The organism is Mycolicibacterium mageritense, from assembly GCF_010727475.1.
GTDB lineage: Bacteria > Actinomycetota > Actinomycetes > Mycobacteriales > Mycobacteriaceae > Mycobacterium > Mycobacterium mageritense.
Window position 1 is genome coordinate 2,824,903 of sequence record NZ_AP022567.1, and the last position, 19,923, is coordinate 2,844,825.

General features: G+C 68.1%; 20 protein-coding genes. 13 read left to right on the forward strand and 7 right to left on the reverse strand.

Annotation, left to right across the window (positions count from 1 at the left end; genetic code table 11):
• Positions 1-30: 30 nt before the first annotated feature.
• Together G6N67_RS13335 and G6N67_RS13340 are read right to left on the reverse strand one after the other, a co-directional pair.
• Entirely contained in the window at positions 31-693 is a 663-nt protein-coding gene (locus tag G6N67_RS13335) for an enoyl-CoA hydratase-related protein (protein WP_036430884.1), read from the reverse strand.
• The gene (locus tag G6N67_RS13340; RefSeq protein ID WP_036430887.1) at positions 690-1,295 is read right to left on the reverse strand and encodes a TetR/AcrR family transcriptional regulator; all 606 of its coding nucleotides are present in this window, start codon (positions 1,293-1,295) and stop codon (positions 690-692) included. The genes G6N67_RS13335 and G6N67_RS13340 overlap by 4 nt, the downstream gene beginning before the upstream one ends.
• Before the next feature lie 102 nt (positions 1,296-1,397).
• Between G6N67_RS13340 and G6N67_RS13345 the strand changes: the two genes are divergently transcribed.
• The 6 genes from G6N67_RS13345 (at position 1,398) to G6N67_RS13370 (ending at position 9,610) form a co-directional block, all read left to right on the forward strand.
• Positions 1,398-2,102, forward strand: a complete 705-nt coding sequence (locus tag G6N67_RS13345) for a TetR/AcrR family transcriptional regulator (RefSeq protein WP_036430889.1) — start codon at positions 1,398-1,400, stop codon at positions 2,100-2,102.
• Complete coding sequence (locus tag G6N67_RS13350; RefSeq protein ID WP_036430893.1) at positions 2,102-4,663, forward strand: ABC transporter ATP-binding protein/permease; 2,562 nt, start codon at positions 2,102-2,104, stop codon at positions 4,661-4,663. The genes G6N67_RS13345 and G6N67_RS13350 overlap by 1 nt, the downstream gene beginning before the upstream one ends.
• On the forward strand, positions 4,660-6,408 hold the full coding sequence (locus G6N67_RS13355; RefSeq protein WP_036430896.1) for an ABC transporter ATP-binding protein: 1,749 nt from the start codon (positions 4,660-4,662) through the stop codon (positions 6,406-6,408). The genes G6N67_RS13350 and G6N67_RS13355 overlap by 4 nt, the downstream gene beginning before the upstream one ends.
• A gap of 27 nt (positions 6,409-6,435) precedes the next feature.
• Positions 6,436-7,845 carry a 9-bladed beta-propeller domain-containing protein gene (locus G6N67_RS13360; RefSeq protein ID WP_131524640.1) on the forward strand — a complete coding sequence of 470 codons (1,410 nt, stop codon included), beginning with the start codon at positions 6,436-6,438 and terminating at the stop codon, positions 7,843-7,845.
• A 110-nt stretch (positions 7,846-7,955) separates the two neighbouring features.
• A complete protein-coding gene (locus G6N67_RS13365; RefSeq protein WP_036430901.1) occupies positions 7,956-9,161 on the forward strand; it encodes a cytochrome P450 in 1,206 nt (401 codons plus the stop codon).
• Entirely contained in the window at positions 9,158-9,610 is a 453-nt protein-coding gene (locus tag G6N67_RS13370) for a hypothetical protein (RefSeq protein WP_036430903.1), read from the forward strand. The genes G6N67_RS13365 and G6N67_RS13370 overlap by 4 nt, the downstream gene beginning before the upstream one ends.
• On the opposite strand, the gene G6N67_RS13375 is transcribed toward G6N67_RS13370, so the two are convergent.
• Positions 9,583-10,479 carry a LysR family transcriptional regulator gene (locus G6N67_RS13375; protein WP_036430905.1) on the reverse strand — a complete coding sequence of 299 codons (897 nt, stop codon included), beginning with the start codon at positions 10,477-10,479 and terminating at the stop codon, positions 9,583-9,585. The two genes, G6N67_RS13370 and G6N67_RS13375, sit on opposite strands and share 28 nt — an antisense overlap.
• A 65-nt stretch (positions 10,480-10,544) precedes the next feature.
• On the opposite strand from G6N67_RS13375, the gene G6N67_RS13380 reads away from it, so the two are divergent.
• The 4 genes from G6N67_RS13380 to G6N67_RS13395 are packed head-to-tail and all read left to right on the forward strand — an operon-like array spanning position 10,545 to position 13,459.
• Positions 10,545-11,888 carry a malate:quinone oxidoreductase gene (locus G6N67_RS13380; protein ID WP_051578616.1) on the forward strand — a complete coding sequence of 448 codons (1,344 nt, stop codon included), beginning with the start codon at positions 10,545-10,547 and terminating at the stop codon, positions 11,886-11,888.
• 52 nt (positions 11,889-11,940) lie between these two features.
• Positions 11,941-12,414, forward strand: a complete 474-nt coding sequence (locus G6N67_RS13385) for a hypothetical protein (protein ID WP_036430908.1) — start codon at positions 11,941-11,943, stop codon at positions 12,412-12,414.
• Positions 12,404-13,024, forward strand: a complete 621-nt coding sequence (locus tag G6N67_RS13390; RefSeq protein ID WP_051578617.1) for a DUF6529 family protein — start codon at positions 12,404-12,406, stop codon at positions 13,022-13,024. The genes G6N67_RS13385 and G6N67_RS13390 overlap by 11 nt, the downstream gene beginning before the upstream one ends.
• A 12-nt stretch (positions 13,025-13,036) precedes the next feature.
• Positions 13,037-13,459, forward strand: a complete 423-nt coding sequence (locus G6N67_RS13395) for a QcrA and Rieske domain-containing protein (protein WP_036430911.1) — start codon at positions 13,037-13,039, stop codon at positions 13,457-13,459.
• A 97-nt stretch (positions 13,460-13,556) separates the two neighbouring features.
• Here G6N67_RS13395 and G6N67_RS13400 read toward each other — a convergent pair whose 3' ends face one another.
• On the reverse strand, positions 13,557-14,819 hold the full coding sequence (locus G6N67_RS13400; protein ID WP_036430914.1) for an amidohydrolase family protein: 1,263 nt from the start codon (positions 14,817-14,819) through the stop codon (positions 13,557-13,559).
• A gap of 25 nt (positions 14,820-14,844) precedes the next feature.
• On the opposite strand from G6N67_RS13400, the gene G6N67_RS13405 reads away from it, so the two are divergent.
• Positions 14,845-15,711, forward strand: coding sequence for an AraC family transcriptional regulator (locus G6N67_RS13405; protein ID WP_036430917.1), 867 nt, complete (start codon positions 14,845-14,847; stop codon positions 15,709-15,711).
• On the opposite strand, the gene G6N67_RS13410 is transcribed toward G6N67_RS13405, so the two are convergent.
• The gene (locus G6N67_RS13410; RefSeq protein WP_036430921.1) at positions 15,620-16,438 is read right to left on the reverse strand and encodes a DUF2127 domain-containing protein; all 819 of its coding nucleotides are present in this window, start codon (positions 16,436-16,438) and stop codon (positions 15,620-15,622) included. The two genes, G6N67_RS13405 and G6N67_RS13410, sit on opposite strands and share 92 nt — an antisense overlap.
• Before the next feature lie 27 nt (positions 16,439-16,465).
• A complete protein-coding gene (locus G6N67_RS13415) occupies positions 16,466-17,125 on the reverse strand; it encodes an O-methyltransferase (protein ID WP_036430924.1) in 660 nt (219 codons plus the stop codon).
• A 29-nt stretch (positions 17,126-17,154) separates the two neighbouring features.
• On the opposite strand from G6N67_RS13415, the gene G6N67_RS13420 reads away from it, so the two are divergent.
• Positions 17,155-17,850, forward strand: a complete 696-nt coding sequence (locus G6N67_RS13420) for a histidine phosphatase family protein (RefSeq protein ID WP_036430927.1) — start codon at positions 17,155-17,157, stop codon at positions 17,848-17,850.
• A gap of 1 nt (position 17,851) precedes the next feature.
• Here G6N67_RS13420 and G6N67_RS13425 read toward each other — a convergent pair whose 3' ends face one another.
• A complete protein-coding gene (locus G6N67_RS13425) occupies positions 17,852-19,300 on the reverse strand; it encodes an NHL repeat-containing protein (protein ID WP_051578618.1) in 1,449 nt (482 codons plus the stop codon).
• Between the two features lie 265 nt (positions 19,301-19,565).
• Here G6N67_RS13425 and G6N67_RS13430 point away from each other — a divergent pair, with 265 nt between their 5' ends.
• The gene (locus G6N67_RS13430) at positions 19,566-19,859 is read left to right on the forward strand and encodes a hypothetical protein (protein ID WP_036430930.1); all 294 of its coding nucleotides are present in this window, start codon (positions 19,566-19,568) and stop codon (positions 19,857-19,859) included.
• Positions 19,860-19,923 lie beyond the last annotated feature (64 nt).

Here is a 19,923-nt window from a genome sequence, read left to right on the forward strand (position 1 = left end):
GAGTAACCGCCGCCCTCACTGCAGAGTGATCTACGGGTTCTGCAGTGCCTGCACCGCAGGGCCGAACATGACCTGCTTGATGGCGCCGAGCGTGCCGGAATCCTTGCCGCCCAACGGGCGCAGCAGATCGGTGGCCGCGGCCGTGACCCCGCCTTCGGCCGCGGTCTGATCGACGATCCCGTGAGCCGCGGCGTCGGGCCCGCCGAATCGCCGGCCCGTCGTCATCGAAGCCACCGCGGCCTGCGGCGTGAGCTTGGCCTGGATGAGCGCCGCCATGCCGGGTGTGAACGGGATCCGGATGTCGACCTCGGGAAAGCAGAAGTAGCCACGGTCGGCCCGCATCACCCGGAAGTCGTGCGCGATCGCCAGCATCGCCCCGGCGCCGAACGCGTGTCCGACGACCGCGGCCGCGGTCGGGATGGGCAGCGTCAGGAAGCGGGCCAGCAGGCCCTGCACCCGGCCGACATACCACGGGCCCTGATCACTGTGCGCGCCAAGCCAATCCAGATCGAGGCCGTTGGAATAGAACTTGCTGTCGGCCGTAGTGACCAATCCGTGTGCGCCGCGCTCGAGGACGGCGTCCAGTTGCGCGTCGACCTCGTCGAGGAACTCGGGGGAGAAGCGGTTCTCGTCGTCGCCGAGATCGAGGATGGCGATGTCGCCGTCGTAATCCAGTGAGGTGGTGGCGGTCATGAGCTTCCTTTCGGTGGTGGGCCGACGGCGAGCACGGCGCGTACCGCGGCGTTCAGGTGGTCTTGCGCGGTTGTGCTGGCAATCCTGTTGCGCTGCAGCAGGATTGCGGTGGGAAGATCCACGATGCACGTCGTGACGGTGTCGACGGCGGCGCGGTCGCGGCGATCCCATGCGGTGATGGACAGCTGAATCATCAAGTCCACCAATTGCTTCTCCAGGTCGACAAGCTCGGCGGCCAGCGGTGCGGGCAGATCGTCGGACAGAGTGTCCTCCCGCCGGATCTGCAGCACCAACCGGGCCGACGCCGGGTGCCGTTCGGCGAAGACGGCAGGCGCTCGCGCCGCGGCCACGATGCCGTCGGCGCCGGATCCTGCTGCGTCGACCATCTCGCGCTGCAGCGCCAGGAACCGGCGCCCGGCGCGCACCCAGGTCTGCCCAAGCAGCGCGGCGCGGGAGCCGAACGAGTGGTACAGCGCGCCGTTGGACAGTCCGACCGCCTCACTGATCGCCCGGATGGTCGCCGCGGCCGGACCCGACGTCACGACGAGCGTCTCGACGGCGTCGAGCACGGCGTCGGGATCGTAGACGCGCGGCCGGGGCATGGGCTCACCGTAACAGAGCAATTGCTCTTTTATCCGCTGGGAGCGGTTGACGTTCGGTAAGGCAACCCTTAGTTTGTGGGTATAACTTTCCGGGAGGGTGACGTGGCAATCCACGATGTCGCAACGCGGGTCGGCGGCCGGCCGCCGCTCATTGCGGTGCCCGACATCGTGCGGGCCGGCCGCGAACTGGGTATGCACGGCCTCAGTGTGAACGCCGTCGCGGCCCGGCTCGGGGTATCCGCCACGGCGCTGTACCGCCACATCGACGGCCGGTGGGAACTGGAACGGCTCGTCGGCGAAAGCCTGCTGGCCGACCTCGAACTCATCGACGATCCCAGCCAAAGCGTCGAAGAACATCTGCTGGCCTTCGGGGTGCAGCTGCACCGGTACGCACTCGACCATCCGGGGTTGGCCGCCTATCTGCAGCTGCTGTTCCCGCGTGGCGAGGCCGGTGCGCGGCTGCTCGCCGAAGAGGTCGCGATCCTCGCCGGGCGGGGTTACCCCGCCGAATCCGCCGCGCTGCTCAGCAGCTCGGTCGCCGTGCTGGCCATCGGTCTGGCAGCCCAGCACGAGATCAAGGCGGAGGCCGGCGACGGGTTCACCCGCGAACGCGATGCCGCCGCGCAGCGGCTGGCCGCGGACTCCGCGCTCGGTCCGGTCCACACCGCGGGCCGGCAGCTGGCACCCACGCAGTATCTGAAGTTTCTTCTCAACGCCCTGATCCGGGGACTGCTCACGGCAGTGACGCCCGGCCGACCTGTAGACGAGATCGTGGCGGACCTGACCGCCGCGGGAGAGGACCGCTGATGGCACGCGGATTCCAGGGAGTGATGATGCGCGGGTTCGGCGCCCGCGATCACCAGGCCACTGTGGTCAGTACCGAGCAGGTGACGCCGAATCTGCTTCGTATCCGGATGGTTTCGCCCACCCTGTTCGAGGACCACGTGGCGGCACCGACGTCCTACCTGCGGTTCTGGGTGCCGGACCCCGAAGGATCCAAGACCGAGTATCAGCGTGCGTACACGATGACCGAACCCGACGTGGACACCGGCCATTTCACGATCGACGTGGTGCTGCACGAACCGTCCGGTCCGGCGTCGAAATGGGCCAGGACCGCCGAACCCGGCGCCACCGTGCCGGTGATGACGCTCGGGTCACCGGGCTTCAGCGTGCCCGAAGATCCGCCGGCCGGTTACCTGCTGATCGGCGACGCCGCCGCGACGCCGGCCATCAACGGCATCATCGGCGCTGTCCCGCACGACATTCCGATCGAGGTCTATCTCGAGCAGCACGACGAGAGCGACCTGCTCATCCCGATCGCCGAACACCCGCGGCTGAACCTGCACTGGGTGCCCCGTGCCGACGCCACGTCGCTGGCGCACGCGATCGAGGCGAGGGACTGGTCGGACTGGTACTGCTGGGTCACCCCGGAAGCTGGATCGCTCAAACACCTGCGCACCCGGCTGCGCGACGAGTTCGGTTTCCCCAAGACCGAACTGCACGCCCAGGCGTACTGGACCGAGGGCCGCGCCATGGGCACCAAGCGCGACGACGAAACCGCCGCGCAGAGCACGGCGCCCAAACCCGTTGTGGCGGAGCACCCCGACACGAAGCCGGTCGCCACGCGCGGCAACTGGCGGGCTCAGGCCGCAGGGCGGCTGCTCGCGCCGCTGCGCAATCAGCTGATCGTCTCCGGGGTCTTGCAGGCGTTGATCACCTTGGTGCAGCTCGCGCCGTTCGTACTGCTGGTCGAGCTGGCCCGGCTGTTGCTGTCGGACGCAGGCGCCGACCGGCTGTGGACACTGGGCCTCACGGCCGTCGGCTTGCTGGGTACCGGGACGTTCCTGGCCGCGGCCCTGACGCTGTGGCTGCACTGGGTCGACGCGCGGTTCGCCCGCGAGCTGCGGACCCGGCTGCTGACCAAGATGTCGCGACTGCCGCTGGGCTGGTTCATCGCACGCGGCTCGGGATCGATCAAACAACTCGTGCAGGACGACACGCTGTCGCTGCATTACCTTGTCACGCACGCGATCCCGGACGCGGTCGCCGCGGTGGTCGCGCCGGTCGCGGTGCTGATCTACCTGTTCGTCGTGGACTGGCGGCTGGCCCTGGTGATGTTCGTGCCGGTGCTCACCTACGTCGTGCTGATGTCGGTCATGATGATCCAGTCCGGGCCGCGTATCGCGCAGGCGCAGCGCTGGGCCGAACGGATGAGCGGTGAAGCCGGGGCCTACCTCGAAGGCCAGCCGGTCGTGCGGGTGTTCGGCGGTGCCGCGTCGTCGAGCTTCCGGCGCCGCCTCGACGAATACATCGGCTTCCTGGTGGCCTGGCAGCGGCCGTTCACCGGCAAGAAGTCGCTCATGGATCTCGTCACCCGGCCGGGCACGTTCCTGTGGCTGATCGCCGTCGTCGGGACGCCGCTGATCATCAGCGACGCGATGAACCCTGTCGACCTGCTGCCGTTCCTGTTGCTGGGCACCACATTCGGGGTGCGCCTGCTGGGCGTGGGCTACGGGCTGGGCGGGATCCGCGGTGGCATGCTGGCGGCACGCCGAATCCAGACCGCACTCGACGAGGCCGAGCTGGCGGTCACGCCGGCGGACGCCGTCGATTCGGCCGGAGCCGTGGTGTTCGACGACGTGACCTTTGCGTACCGCCCAGGTGTCCCGGTCATCGAGGGCGTGTCGCTGACCCTCAGGCCGGGCACGGTCACGGCGCTGGTCGGGCCGTCCGGCTCGGGCAAGTCCACGCTGGCCGCGCTGCTGGCCCGGTTCCACGATGTCGGCGAGGGTGCAATCCGGGTGGGCGGCAAAGACATCCGGTCACTGCCGGCCGACGAACTGTACCGCCAGGTCGGATTCGTCCTGCAGGAAACCCAATTGGTGCACGGCACGGTGGCCGAGAACATCGCGCTCGCCGACCCAGACGCCGACCTCGAGCGCATCCAGCAGGCCGCCCGCGACGCGCAGATCCACGACCGGATCCTGCGGCTGCCCGACGGGTACGACACCATGCTGGGCGCCGCGGCCAACCTGTCCGGCGGCGAGCGGCAACGGCTCACGATCGCCAGGGCGATCCTCGCCGACACTCCTGTGCTGATCCTCGACGAGGCCACGGCATTCGCCGATCCCGAATCGGAATACCTCGTGCAGCAGGCCATCAACCGGCTGACCGAGGACCGCACGGTGCTGGTGATCGCGCACCGCCTGCACACCATCACGCACGCCGATCAGATCGTGGTGCTCGACCACGGCCGCATCGCCGAAACCGGAACCCACGACGAGCTTCTCGCGGCAGGCGGGCGCTATCGCCAACTCTGGGAGACCGGACAACGCCACACCGTCAGCGCCGGAGAGGCCGCACGATGATCCGTACGATGTTCGCTCTGATCCCCGCCGACCGCCGCGGCAAGGTCGGCCTGTACGCGGTGCTCACGCTGCTGTCGGTGGTGGTCCGTGCGGCCGGCACGGTGTTGCTCGTGCCGCTGGTGGCCGCGCTGTTCAGCGACGCCCCACAGCAGGCGCTGCCGTGGCTGGGATGGCTCACGGCCGCGACCGTCGCGGGCTGGATCGTCGACACCGCAACCTCACGGCTCGGTTTCGACCTGGGTTTCGCGCTGTTGGACAACACGCAGCACGACGTCGCCGACCGCCTGCCCAACGTCCGGCTCGACTGGCTGACCGGTGCGGACGGTGCGAACACCGCCAACGCGCGACAGGCGATCGCCGCGACCGGCCCGGAACTGGTGGGCCTCGTGGTCAACCTGCTGACTCCGCTCATCGGCGCGATCCTGCTGCCGGCCGCCATCGCCGTTGCGCTGCTTGCGGTGTCGGTGCCGCTCGGGCTCGCGGCGCTGGCGGGCGTCGTGGTGCTGTTGGGTGCTATGTGGGCGTCGGGCCGGCTCACCCGCAAGGCCGACGCCGTCGCAGACCAAACCAACAGCGCTTTCACCGAACGCCTCATCGAATTCGCCCGCACGCAACAGGCATTGCGGGCCGCGCGCCGCGTCGAACCGGCCCGCAGCCTGGTCGGCGGTGCCCTGGCAGCGCAGCACGGCGCGAGCGTGCGACTGCTCGGTATGCAGATCCCGGGGCAGCTGCTGTTCAGCCTCGCCAGCCAACTTGCGCTGATCCTGTTGGCGGGCATCGCAACTGTGCTCACGGTGCGCGGCGAGCTTGGAGTGCCCGAGGCGATCGCGCTGATCGTCGTCATCGCCCGCTACCTGGAGCCGTTCACCGCGCTGAGCGAGCTGGCACCCGCGATCGAGTCGACCCGCGCAACGCTTGACCGCATCGGCGGCGTGCTCGACGCCCCCGTGCTGGATTCGGGAACCGAGACGTTGGCGGATCCGCACACTGCGCCGCGCATCGAATTCGACGGCGTGAGTTTCCGTTACGGCGACACCCCGGTGCTCGACGACGTCAACTTCGTACTGGAGCCCGGCGGCACCACCGCCGTCGTCGGACCGTCCGGCTCGGGCAAGAGCACGATCCTGGCCCTCATCGCGGGCCTGTACCACCCGACGGCCGGGCGCGTGCTGATCAACGGTGTGGACGCGGCCACGCTGGACGCCGAAAGCCGCCGTGCGGCAACGAGTGTGGTGTTCCAGCAGCCCTATCTGTTCGACGGGTCGATCCGGGACAACATCCTGGTCGGCGATCCCGGTGCGGACGAAGAGCGCCTCGCCGGTGCGGTGCGGCTGGCCAGGGTCGACGAATTGACGAACCGGTTGCCCGACGGCGACGCATCGAAGGTCGGCGAGGCAGGCACGGCGCTGTCCGGTGGCGAACGGCAGCGCGTGAGCATCGCGCGGGCCCTGGTGAAACCGGCACCCGTGCTGCTGGTCGACGAGGCCACCAGTGCGCTCGACACCGAGAACGAGGCCGCGGTCGTCGACGCGTTGACCGCCGACCTGCAGCCACGCACCCGCGTGATCGTCGCGCACCGGCTCGCGAGCATCCGCCACGCCGACCGGGTTTTGTTCCTCGACGGCGGCCGGATCGTCGAGGACGGCAGCATCGACGAACTGCTGGGCGCGGGCGGAAGGTTCGGCGAGTTCTGGCGCCAGCAACACGAGGCCGCCGATTGGCAGATCACGCATCAGCCGGGGTGATCAGGTCGCGTTGTTAGGGTCGGGTGCGTGACAGGGTCGGGTACTGAAGTCCGCGAGAGCTTCCGCCGCATGAAATGGTGGCACTGGGTGCTCACCGTGCTCATGGCCGTCGGTGTGTTCTTCGGAATCCAGTGGATCCTGAAGTCCTCCGACGACGACACCCACCCACTGTCGGCCGTGGCTTACCAGGGCCAGGTCGGTGTGCCGGGCCAGGTGCTGCTGCCGCCCATGCAGCGCCAACCGGTACCGGGCTGGCGGGTCGACCTCCGACAGCTCTTCCCCGATGTGGTCAGGCCGACCATCGAGCACGTCGGCGACAACGGCAACCGCGCATTCTTCAGCGTGAGCTACAACGTGCGCGCCACCGGCCAGCCGAAATCCTGGCTGCTGGGCATCGACGCGACCACGGGCGCAACGCTGTTCGCGCCGGTCGAGATCGAGAAGCCCGTCGTGGTCAACTGTCTGCCGAACGGTCCGCAGCGGGTGCTGTGCCTCAACGAGGCCGGCGGGCCCGGTGCCGTGACCGCGTGGGTGATCGACACCGACGCGGGCACCGTGATATCGCATGCCGCGAGCAATCTGCGGACCACGGGCATCGATCCGGCCGCGGCGGTGGTGCGCAGCGCCGGTGACCGCGTGATCGCATTCCAGCCGGGCACCGGTTGGCGCGGTGTGGACGATCAGGGGCAGCTGACCTGGACCGTGAAGGCTGCGGGCGACTCGATCAAGGTGCTCGACCGGCGGCCTGGTGACCCCGTCACCGACATCGCCGTCACCGCGATCAACGACAAGGAGTCAGTGGCGTTCTCGACCGTCGACGGCACGGTGCTGAGGAAGTCCGGCGGCACCCTGACGCCCGTGGTCGGCGGCTTCGTGGAGCTCGAGCGGCAGAGCGCGGCGGTCAGCCGTAGCCCTGAGGAGTTCGCGTTCTTCGATGCGCGGGGGACCAGGGTGGGGCGCTACACCGATCAGACCGGCGGCCCGAGTCTTTTCGAGGGCAGCGAGCTTCCGGTGCTGACACTGTCGTTGACCGACCAGCTCGTGGTTCTCGATCCCAAGGGCACCCCCATGACCGTGGTGCCGGCAGACTCGCCGTGGTCAGTCCGCATCGTCGGTGAATCCGTGTACACGCGTGGCACTTTCACCGACATCGACAATGCGAACGCGGTGTGGGAGAAGTTCGCCCTCAAGACCGGCGACCACGTGTCGTCGTGCACGGGAGCGCCACTGGAGGACGGCGCGTTCGTCGGGTCCGACGGCACCCTCGCGGTCGGTCGCCTGGACGACAAGGCGCCGATCATCGCGGTCGACACCAACACCTGCGAAGTGGTGTGGCAGATCGAATCACCGGCGCCCACCTGGATGATCGGGTCGACGCTCGTGCAGGCCAAGCGGGACACCTACGAGATCGCCTCGCTCGTCCCGCCCGCGGCATAACCGTTCCCGAGAGTAGCCGCGCGGCAACTTGAGCTCTACTACTGTAACTATTACAGTTAGGCGTCCGGAAAAGGCGTCAGGACGACGCGGGGGTTCCGGCGGGAGGTCATGTGACGACATCGCAGCTGGTGTTCGACCCGTTCTCGGCGGACTTCTTCAACGGCCCGTACGAGACCTATCGCCGCATGCGTGACGAAGCACCGGTCTACTACAGCTCCGAGTACGACTTCTATGCGCTGACCAGGCATGCGGACGTCGCGGCGGCATTCAAGGACTTCGAGACCTACTCGTCGGCCTATGGCGTCGACCTCGCGATGGTGCGCACCGGGCAGAAGCTCCCGGCCAAGATGATCATCTCGATGGATCCGCCCGAACACCGGCACATGCGGAGCCTCGTCAACAAGGCGTTCACACCGCGTGCGATCACGGCACTGCAGGCCATGGTCACCGAACTGATCGACCGCCAGTTGAGCGCGGTCGATCCGGATCGCTTCGACGTCGTCTCGGACTTCGCGGCACTCTTTCCGGTCGAGGTCATCACGCGCATGCTCGGCGTGCCCGCGGGCCTGCGCCAGCAGGTGCGACTGTGGATCGACGAACAACTGCACCGCGAGCCCGGCCAGATCGAGGTGTCCGAAGCCGGGATCGAGGCGATGGCACAGACCTGGTTGATGTACTACGACCTGATCGGAAAGCGTCGGGCCGAGCCGCGCGACGACATGATCAGCCGCCTGGTGGCCGCCGAGATCGAGCGCGAACACGGCCGGCTCACGGGCCTGCGCAACTCCGAGATCGCCGGATTCGCAACCCTTCTCGGCGGTGCGGGCGCCGAGACCGTGACCAAGCTGATGGGCAGCGCCGCCGTCGTGTTCGCGCGGCATCCCGAGCAGTGGCGGATGCTGCACGAGGATCGAAGCAAGATCCCGGCCGCGATCGAAGAGCTGCTGCGTTACGAGGCGCCCGCGCAGTACAACGTGCGTCGTTCCCAGCGCGACGTCGAACTGCACGGTGTGACGATCCCTCCGGGTAAACCGGTGTTCCTCGTCGGCGGTTCGGCCAACCGGGATCCCGAGGCGTGGACCGACGCGGACACCTTCGACATCGACCGCAACCGGACCGAGGCGCAGAATCTCGGTTTCGGTTACGGCATTCACAGCTGTCTGGGCGCAGCGTTGGCCCGGCTGGAATGCACTGTCGCGCTGAACAAATTACTCGACTTCATGCCGCGATACGACGTGCTGTGGGACGGATGCGAACGCGTCAGCATGCAGAACGTCGCGGGCTGGTCTCACGTTCCTGTGCAGGTGCTCCGATGAGAGACCGGGGCCCGACGACCTATCGGCTGTACGTCATGGCGCCCGACGTGACCGATGTTGTCACGCACGCCGCGGGTTTGATCGTCGACCGCGTGATGGCGGGTTGGCGGGTGTCCGTCGCACTTGTCGACGCGCACGACGCCTGGGCCCTGCGGATACTCGGTGCCGACACCGTCGATCTCGGCCCCGAACTCGACAGCGAGTGCTGTGCGCTTGCCGTCGCGTCCGAACTGTATGCGGAAGAAAGGCTGCCGGTGACCGGCGGCACCGACGTGCTGGTGTGGGGCGAGTCGTCAGATCCCGGTGTGCGCCATGCGCTCAGCGCGGCGGCCCGGGCGTTCAAGGCGCACGCCCTCGCGGCGGTGGGCGCGCCGGCGTCGAGTGTCGACGGATTCGAGGACTTCTGCGCCGCGGCAGGCGTTCAGTACCGGGCGCGCGTCGCCAGATAGTCGTGCAGGCGCTGAGCCGCAGGCGTCAGTGGTGTCGGCGTCCGGGCCAGCGCGATGCCGCGGGAGTAGTCACCGCCGGTGAGCGCGATACCCGTCACGTCGGAACGCGGCACCTCCGGGTCCGGCAGGACGGCGATCCCGAGATCGTGTGCGACGAGCGCGAGCAGGGTGTCGAACTCGGTGATCTCGTAGGCCACCCGCGGCGTGAAACCGGCTTCGGTGCACCAGCTCTGCAACAGCTTGCGCAGATTGTAACTGGGCGGGTTGGCGATGAACGTCTCCTCGGCCAGTTCGCCGAGCGCAACGCGCTTGCGGTGGGCGAGTCGGTGGCCGCGGGCCACGTACAGCCGGAGGGCTTGGCGGCCCAGCGGCACGGTCGGCAGATCGACCGGCGGGGGTATCACGACGGCGACGTCGAGCTCGCCCTCGTGTAGACCGCGAACGAGCTCGGCGCCGTGCGCCTGCCGCAACGTCAGCCGGATACCCGGCGCCGAATCGTGAAAGGACGCCAGTAGCCGCGGCACGCTCACTGGGCCGAGGGTGAGCGGAAAGCCGAATCGCACCAAGCCGGTTCGGCCGTCAGCGTCGCGCGTCACCGCACCGATCGCTCCGTCGAGCGCATGCAGTGGGCCCCGGATCCGCGCCATCAGATCGCGCCCCTGCGCCGTCAGCACAACGCGGCGCCCCGCGGGCGCGAACAACGCGACGCCGAGCGTGTGCTCGAGGGCGCGCAGACGGCGGCTGACCGAGGACTGCGGGACACCCAGCAGATCCGCGCCCTGCGTGACATGTCCGGTGGAAGCCACTGCTTCGAATGCTGCCAAGAGCGGCAACAGGGCTCCGGTTTCGTCAGAAACCAATCCATCCATATCTGGATGATAAAGCGTCAAACATACATTGGACGGATTGGATGCCACGGACGCACCATGGCCACATGACCACTTCGACTCAGATCGAAACCGTGGATGCCGTGCTCATCGGCGGCGGCATCATGTCGGCCACCCTCGGGGCCCTGCTTACGACGGTGCAGCCCGACTGGTCGATCGTGCTGCTCGAGCGTCGCGACGAGTTGGCCACCGAGAGCTCGGCCTCGTGGAACAACGCGGGCACCGGGCACTCGGGATACTGCGAGCTCAACTACATGCCGGATCCCGATGACGGGGCGAAGGCCGTCGACGCGGCACGGCAGTTCCGGCTCACCCGGCAGTGGTGGGCCGAGCTCGCCGAAACCGGCGTGCTAACAGACACTTTCGTTCACTCCACCCCGCATCTCGACATCGTGTTCGGCGAGCGCGACGTCGATTACCTGCGACGCAGGTATGCCACGCTGCAATCGTCCCCGTTGTTCGCCGACATGGAGTACACCGAGGATCCCGCCGTGATCGAGCAGTGGGCGCCACTGCTGATGGAAGGCCGAGCGGTGGACGGCCCGATCGCCGCCACGCGGTACCGTGACGCGACCGATGTCGACTTCGGCGCGCTGACACAGGGTTTGGCCCAGACGGTGGCCGATATCCGCACCGGACACGAGGTCACGCGTCTGCGCAGGCAGGCCGACGGCTTGTGGCATGTGCGGGGCCGCACCCACAGCGGCAAGTTCGCGGTGCGCGCCCGGTTCGTGTTCGTCGGGGCAGGCGGCTATGCGCTGAAGCTCTTGCAGAAAGCCAAGGTTCGTGAAGTGCGCGGCTACGGTGTGCTGCCCGCAGGAGCGGCGTTCCTGCGCTGCGACAACCCCGACGTCGTGCGCAGGCATGCGGTCAAGGTGTACGGGCAGGCCGAGATCGGCGCGCCACCCATGTCGGTGCCGCACCTCGACAAGCGCTTCGTCGGGGACACCGAGTCCCTGCTGTTCGGGCCGTATGCGACCTTCAGCACCCGGCTGCTCAAGCACGGTCGGCTCACCGACCTGTTCACCACCATCCGATGGCACAATGTGCTGCCGCTGGCCGCGGCGTGCGCGCAGAACCTGCCGCTCCTGCGGTACCTGCTCCGGCAGCTGATGGCCGGGCGGCGCACCAAATTCGCTCAGCTGCAACGCTTCTATCCGAACGCCGACCCCGCGGACTGGACGCTGTACCAAGCCGGGCAACGGGCCCAGCTGGTGGTTCCCGACGGGCGCAGGATCGGTGAGCTGCGGATGGGCACCGAACTCGTGGTCAGCCCGGACACGGGCATCGCCGGTCTGCTCGGCGCGTCGCCGGGCGCTTCGACCGCGCTGCCGATCATGCTCGAACTGTTGCGGCGGTTCTCGTGGTCAGGCGTGGAAATCTCCACCTAATCTCCATCTGTTCTCCAAGCATCGGTGCCCGCTCGAGGCGCAACCTCAGTGCATGAAGATCAAAGGCCCCATCGCCACCCTGGGCGCGGTCGCCGCCCTCGGTACCGGCATCTGGCTGGTGAACGTCAACAGCCAACCTGAGCCGCGACCCGCCGCCACAGCCACCGCCACCGCCACGTCGGCCCCGGCCGCCGCGCCCGTGGCGCCACCCGCACCATCCACACCGACGGCGGCGCCGTTCGGGGCGCGGGAAGACTTCGTCGCGACGATCCCCACCAAGAACGGTGACCTGGGTCTGGAGATCCGCGTCACCGGCACCACGGCGCGGGCCTACGCCTGCGACAACAAGGGCATCGAGACCTGGTTGTCGGGCAGTGCGCTCAACGGCCTGCTGAAACTCGACAGCGCGGACAAGACCAGTCACCTGGAGGGTCGCCACGTAGGCAACACCGTCGTGGGCAATCTGCGGATCGGAGAGAAGAACTGGGATTTCACGGCCACGCCGGGTGAGACCAATGCGCTCTGAACCCGAGCCGAACGCCGACACCGAGTCGGTCGCCGCGCTGTCGTCGGCACCGACGCGGCCCGCACCTGCCGTCACAACGGGCGGCGTCGCGGCCGTGCTGGTGCCCGTCCTGATCGGGGCCGCCGTGGCCGTCGCGCTCGGGGCGTTCGGCAGACTGCATGAGCCGCAGTTCTTCTCGGTGAGTGTGGCAGGCTTCTCCAGCGGCACCGCGGTGAAGTCCTGGCTCGCGACGCTGGCGGTCACGCTCGCGATCTTCCAGCTGGTGTCCGCGTTCATCATGTACCGGCTGACCCCGCGGGGACGCGCGCCGAAGTGGATCGGCACGGCCCACGTGTGGTCCGGGCGGTTGGCCGTGCTGGCGAGCGTGCCCGTCGCCGTGCACTGCCTCTACGCGCTCGGGTTCCAGTCGGGCGACACCCGGGTGCTGTTCCATTCGCTGTTCGGCTGCTTCTTCTACGGCGTCTTCGTCACCAAGATGATGCTGCTCACCCGCAAGAACCTTCGGCCCTGGGTGATCCCGATCGCCGGGGGACTGCTGTTCTTCGTGCTCGTGTATGTCTGGCTGACCTCGGCGCTGTGGTTCTTCGACACCACCGGCGTCACGTTCTGAAAGCAGGTTTCGATGTTCATCTCCCGCCGCCACGTGCTGGTCAGCACCGGGGTCACCGTGGCCGCCGGCGCGGTCGCCGGCTGCGCGACCTACGGGAAGCCGCCTGCCGAGCCCGCGCAGGCCCCTGCTCCCGCTCCCGGGACCACCGGGGCGGTGGCGAGCGCGCTCGCCGCGACCGCCGACGTGCCCGTCGGCTCCGGCGTGATCGTGGGCGATACGGTGCTGACCCAGCCGAGCCAGGGACAGTTCAAGGCGTTCTCCACGGTGTGCACACACGCCGGATGCAATGTCGCCGAGATCGTCGGCGCGGCTATCAACTGCCCATGCCACGGCAGCAGTTTCAACCTGGACGGCACCGTCGCCAAAGGACCGGCCAAGAAACCGCTTGAGGCCAAACCGATTGCCGTGAAAGGAGACTCGATCACGCTGGCGTAGCCCGGCGAGCAGACGTCAGAGTACCCAGGAAAGCGCATTCCCGGGTACCTGCGCGTCTGCTCGCGGGAATAGGGTGAGCCCGCGGGAACGGGTGAGCTCAGGCCTTGGCGAGCTGCTTCTGCTCGTAGAGCCGAGCCCACTCGGCGCGGGGCCGGATGGACACGTCGACGTCGGCGCCCTTGGCGCGCAGCGCCTTTACCGTGGCCTCCGAGCGCGAGATGCGGGCGAACGGATCCCAGCCGAAGAACCGGCAGGAGTTCTGCCAGGTGATCTTGTCGATGTCGGAATCGCTTGCGCCTGCGGCATTCAGCTCGGCCAGTACCTGCTCGGGCGCGTCGGGCCAGAAGCAGTCGGAGTGCGGGTAGTCACACTCCCACGCGATGATGTCGATGCCGATCTCGTGGCGCAGTTTCAGCGACGTCTTGTCGGTGACGTAGCAGGCCAGGGAGTGCTCGCGGAAGACATCGGACGGCAGCTTGTCGCCGAAGTCGCGGCGCAACCACTTCTGGTTGGTGTAGTGCCGGTCGCTGCGATCGAGATAGAAAGGTATCCAACCGATTCCGCCCTCGGAGAAGGCGAACTTGAGGTCGGGGTAGTTGCGCATCGCCGGGCCCCACAGCAGATCCTGCGCGCACATCGCCGAGACCTGGGTGGCCAGGATGATGAGATTGTCGATCGGGGCGTTGGGCGCCATGCTGATCGCGCCGAACCCGGTGCCGATGTGCAGGCACATCACGACGTTCTCCTCGGACAGGGTCCGGAACACCGGGCCCCAGTAGTCCTCGTCGTGGTAGCTCGGAAGCCCTTCCAGGTGCGGCAGTTCCGGCATGGTCACCGCGCGGCAGCCCTTGGCGGCGACGCGGCGGATCTCGGCGCACATGGCCTCTGGGTTCCAGGTCGGCATGATCGCGATCGGGATGAACCGGTCGGGGTACGAGCCGGCCCACTCGTCGATGTGCCAGTCGTTGTAGGCCGACACCATCACCAGCGTGGCTTCTTCCCGGTGCATGTTGAGGTGGCGCGCCGAGAACCCCGTGAAGGTCGGGAAGCACATCGACGCGAGGATCCCGTTGCGGTTCATGTCGCGCACGCGCTCGTGCACGTCATACACACCGGGACGCATCTCGGCGAAGCCGGCCGGGTCGCGGCCCCATTCCTCGGCCGGCCAGGACACGACGGCGTTGAGCCCGCTGACGCCCTGCGGCCGGCCCTGATACATCCACTGGTCGACGCCCTTGTCGTCGGTCACCACGATCGGCGCCTCGTCCTTGTACTTGGCCGGGACGTGGCGCAGGAACATGTCGGGCGGTTCGACGACGTGGTCGTCGATGCTCACCAGGATCAGGTCGTCGGTTTTCATATACAACGTAGTACCGTCTAGCAGCGTGACCGTCTCTGCGCTTTCGGACAGAGGTTTAGCCGAATCGGCCAACCTGTCGCGCCCGGTCATCGAGCTGCGCCGTGGTGGTCGCGCGCTCGCCGGAAGCTACCTCTACCAGGGCGAAGGCCTCATCACGGGCTGGCACTCGCACGAGGTCCACCAGATCGAGTACGCACTGCACGGTGTGGTCGAGGTCGAGACCGACGCCGCGCACTACCTGCTGCCGCCGCAGCAGGCCGCGTGGATTCCGGCCGGGCTCGAACACCAGGCCGTGATGAACCCCGACGTGAAGACCGTCGCGGTGATGTTCGACCGGCAGCTGATCGATGCCGGCGGCGACCGCGCCCGCATCATCGCGGTGTCCCCGTTGATCAGGGAGATGATGATCTACGGGCTGCGCTGGCCGATCGACCGGGCGCACGGCGACGACACGTCCGACACGTTCTTCCGGACCCTGGCCGACCTCGTCGTCGAGGCACTCGATCACGAGGCGCCGCTGAGCCTGCCGACCACCGAGCATCCGATCGTCGCGGCCGCGCTTGCCTACACCAAGGAACACCTCGACTCGGTCACGGCCGACGACGTCAGCCGTGCCGTCGCGGTGTCCGAGCGCACGCTGCGCAGGCTGTTCGCCGACACGATCGGAATCTCTTGGCGGACATACCTTCTGCACGCGCGCATGCTGCGGGCGATGGCGCTGCTGGCAGGGCCGGATCAGTCGGTGCAGGCGACCGCGACGGCCGTGGGGTTCGAGAGCCTGAGTTCGTTCACCCGGTGCTTCACGCAGTTCTGTGGCCAGACGCCGTCGGGGTATCGCCGTCGCTCGGCCCAGGACCATCAGGAGCCGCCAGCCCGGCCCGTTCGACGCTGAGCAGGCTCTCGGTGTGGTGCTCGGCGCGATAGGCCGCACCACCGCCGTTGAGGCCGAAAAGCCGCTTGCTCCAGAGCAACCAGACGACCGCGGCGAGGTTGATCAACAGCGCGCCGAGGCGCAGCACCGTCACCTTCTCGGTCAACTCGTAGATCTCCAGCGGCAGGAAGATGCTCGTCGCGACGACCGCGAAGTACTCACCCCACCGCCGCATGAACCACAGGCCGAACGCCTCGATGAACTCGATCAGCGCGTAGACCGCGAGGCCCACCGCGATCCACAGCAGTGTCGTCGCCGACAGTGAGAAGGCCTCGTCGATATGCCGGACGATCTTGGATTCGTCGATGTTCCAACCGATCTGGTCGGCGAGCGGCCGCATCAGCGGGATGTCCTTGTCGAACGCGTCGCGCAGCTCACTGCGCGACGCGCGCACCTTGAGCACCCCTGCGGCGAGCAGCAGCAACACGACGCCGCGGATGGCCCGCTCGACGGCCAGCAGCCGCATCAGGGTGCGGTCGCGCAGCAGGCGCCCGCGCGGGATCTCGGGTGCGGTGTCGGCGGGTCCGCTGCCCCGCGGCGGGCCCACCACGAACGTCTCGCAGCGCAGGCAGCGCCAGGCTTCGCCGACCGGGGTGTCTACGCGCAACCGCTCACGCAGCTCGGGTTCGTCGGGTGCGAACGTCGCATGCCCGCGCAGGCCGCACGACCGCAGGGCGAAATCCACCATGTCAGCACCGTAGCGGCGATGCGCCGGTCAGGTCCGGCAGCTGAGCTCCATGCTGTCGCTGTCGCGCGCCAGGAAGTTGACGCTCACGTACCCGTTTGCGCTGTCCCGCACGTGGTCCAGGTACGGCCGGGTGTCGTCCATCGAGGTGTTGTCGGCCACCAGCAGTGCGCCCGTGACGAGCTGGGGCTCGATGAGCTTGAGAACCGGCAGATACAGCTCCTTCCACCCGTCGAGCAACACGAACCCGATGTCGCCGCGCACGGTCTTGAGTGTCTCCAGCGCGTCGCCCTCGAGCACCGTGATGACGTCGTCCAGACCGGTCTCGGCGAAGGTCTGCTTGGCCGCGGCGATCTTGGCGGCGCTGAGTTCGGTGGTGTAGACATGCCCGGTTCCGTTGTCGCGCACGGCCGATGCGAGATGCAGTGCCGACAGCCCGAACGACATGCCGAACTCGACCACGATCGCGGGCTTGGTGGCACGCACCAGGGAATACAGCAGCCGGCCTGCCTCTGGCGTCACCGGCATGTAGATGTCGCTGAGCGCGTCCGCGCGCTCCTGAGACGTGGCGTTGGACAGATCGGCGAACCGGCGGGTTCCGTCTGCACGCAGTTTGGCGAACTGTTCGGAGGATGCGGTGTACATCCGGTCAAGGGCCCGTGCGACCCTGTCATCGTCAAGCGTAGTCATGCTAACGAAACTACGCGGAGAGGCTGAGAATGGGTCGGCTACAAATCCTGTGCGCGGTGGTCCTGCTGGTCGCCGCGACATTGCTGGCGCCGACGGCCGCGGCCGGTGGCTATCGGACGATCACCCTGACCTTCGTTCGCCATGCCCAGTCGGCGGGCAACGCGTCGGGGCTGATCGACACCTCGACACCCGGGCCCGACCTCACCGATCTGGGCAGGCAGCAGGCCGCGGCGAGCGCCGCGCGGCTGGAGGGCAATCACTACGACGGCATCTTCGCGTCCACCATGATCCGCACGCAGCAGACCGCCCAGCCCATGTCCGAGGCCCTGCAGGAACCGATCACGGTGCTGCCCGGGCTGCGGGAACTGGAGGCCGGCCAGTACGAAGGCCAGCCCGAGGCCAGCGTTGCCGACACGTACTTCGCCGCGCCGCAGCAGTGGCTGAGCGGCGACCGCACGGCCCGGATCCCCGGATCGCTGGACGGCAACGAGTTCGACGCCCGGTTCGACGAAGCCGTGCAACAGATCTACGACAGCGGCGACGACGAACCCGTCGCGTACTCGCACGGTGGTGCGATCATGCTGTGGGTCATGATGAACGTCCGCAACCCGGATCCGGGTCTGTTGCGGTCACATCCGCTGGACAACACCGACTACGTCGTCGTCACCGGCAACCCGACCGACGGCTGGACGCTCACGGATTGGGACGGCCTGCGCCCCAGGTGATTCAGCCCAGCGGCACGATCCGCTGAATGCCGGTCAGCGTGCCCTGGTAGATCGCACCACCCGGCGCGGTGGTGCCTGCGGTCTGGATCGGGTCGAAAGCCGTCGTCGCGCCGATGAACTGTTCGGTCAGCAGCGCGCCCGTCGACGCGTCAACGGCGGCGTACGAGTACTTGTCGGCCGGTGTGGTGCCGAACTGGTCGCCGAGCGGGTTGTGCCGCGTCACGGTCGCGATCATGCCGTCGGCGATCGACAGCTTCGGCAGTGCGGCTGAGCGCACCGTGTTGTTCCACTTGACGTCGCAACCGGATTCGTCGGGCCGCACGTCCACGCGCGTCATACCGCCGACGAACGGCGCGGTCGGTGGCACCGATGGTCCGGCGCCGTCGGGAACCGCCGGATACGGATAGCCGTACGTGCTCGCGGCGATCACGGTGCGGCCTGCGCCGATCGGTGAGTTCTCGGAACCCGGTCCGCCCGAAGCGAATACGGGCGTGGTGCACAGCAACGTGCCCGAGGCCACCTTGACCACGAGAACGTGGACCTGGTTGTCGGCGTTGTCGACGAGAGTCAGATACTCGCCGCCCGTTGCGGGGCCGAAGAACGTCGGTGTCGACCCGCTGCCCCAGCTCAGCTGGCCGGGCTTGCGGGCCGACCCGCGGTCGTAGGGGACGCGGAACTTCACCACCGGGTTGCCCGCGGGATCCTCGGCCATCAGGTACAGCGCATGGCTGGTCACCACCGCGGTGCCCTGCGGCGCGGTCGCGATGCTGTTGTCGACGCGTTCGCCGGCGGGCAGCGCCACCGACGTCACGGTGCGGGTCGCGGTGTCGACGATGCCGACGGTGCCGGTCGCCGTCGCGTACCAGACCTTGCCGTTGTAGGCGGGAGAAAGGCTCGTGACGGTGTCCCCGGACGGCAAACCCGCGCCCAGTGGCGTGGATTCGGTGATCGACAGGTTCCACAGACCCAGCTTGTTGCGCATGTGCGCAACCCGGATCAGGTTGTTGTTGCCGTCGACGAGCACGAGCCGGTCGGCGTGGTCGAGGTAGGCGTACACGCCGCCGAGCAGGCTGCCCGGCGCGATGGCCATGCTCGCCAGCGGCACACCCGAGGTCCGGTCGAGCAGATAGACCCGTGGGCTGCGGCCGAGGATCTGGGTGCACAACGCCACGGGCAGGCCGTCGGAGCCGATCAGGTTCGTCGGACAGGCCGCCGCGAGCGGGATCGGCTGGGCCACGACCGGACGAGTTCCGGGTCCGGGCAGCGGCGTGGTGTCGGAAGCACCGCTGTCCCCGTGCATCGCCGCGCTGCCGACCGGGCCGTCGAAGGGGTTGTCGGGCAGTTGTGGACTGTACGGGTTCGCGGCCACCGCGTTCGGTGCGGACGCCAGCGCCAGGGTCGTGGTCAGGAGCCCTGCCAGCGCCCGCGTCAGCGAGCGGATTACCGACATCGTCACTCCTGCTGCCTGCGGACCCGTACGGTCCACGAACGCTACGGCCGCACTGTCACGAAACGGCATCCGAGCGAATGCGGTTGCGCCAAGAACGCGGCGCGTCTCAAGAGCGCGGCACCCCATGCCGATGCGGTGTGATCCGCGCGCGACTCCCGGGCGCAGTGCGGTGCCCATCACGTCTGGCTCCCGACCGGCGCTTTGCGGCGCTACTGTGAGCCATGACGCACGTGAGGATCCGGCATCGGAGATGGGAGCGGGGCAGATGAGATTTCGGCTGTTGCCATACGTCACCGTCGAGGTCGACGACCGGTTGCGGCAACGCGTGCGCAATGCCGGCGAGCGGTTGCGGATCAACGTGCGCGGCTATCTGCGCAGTGCTGCCGACGACGTCGAGATCGCCAGCGGCCGGGTGCGGGATCTGTGCGACAACGCGGTCAACCGCGTCGATTCGGCGGTGGCCACCGTGAACGACAAGATCGCACCGGAGCCCGCACAGCAGACCGAACCCGAGAATCGCGAACCCAAACCGGACACGGAGCGCCTCGAAGTCGTCTAGCCCGTTCGGCATGTCGGCCTCGCGCCCTCTACGGTTGGGTTGACTGACGTTCAGGGGCCGGATC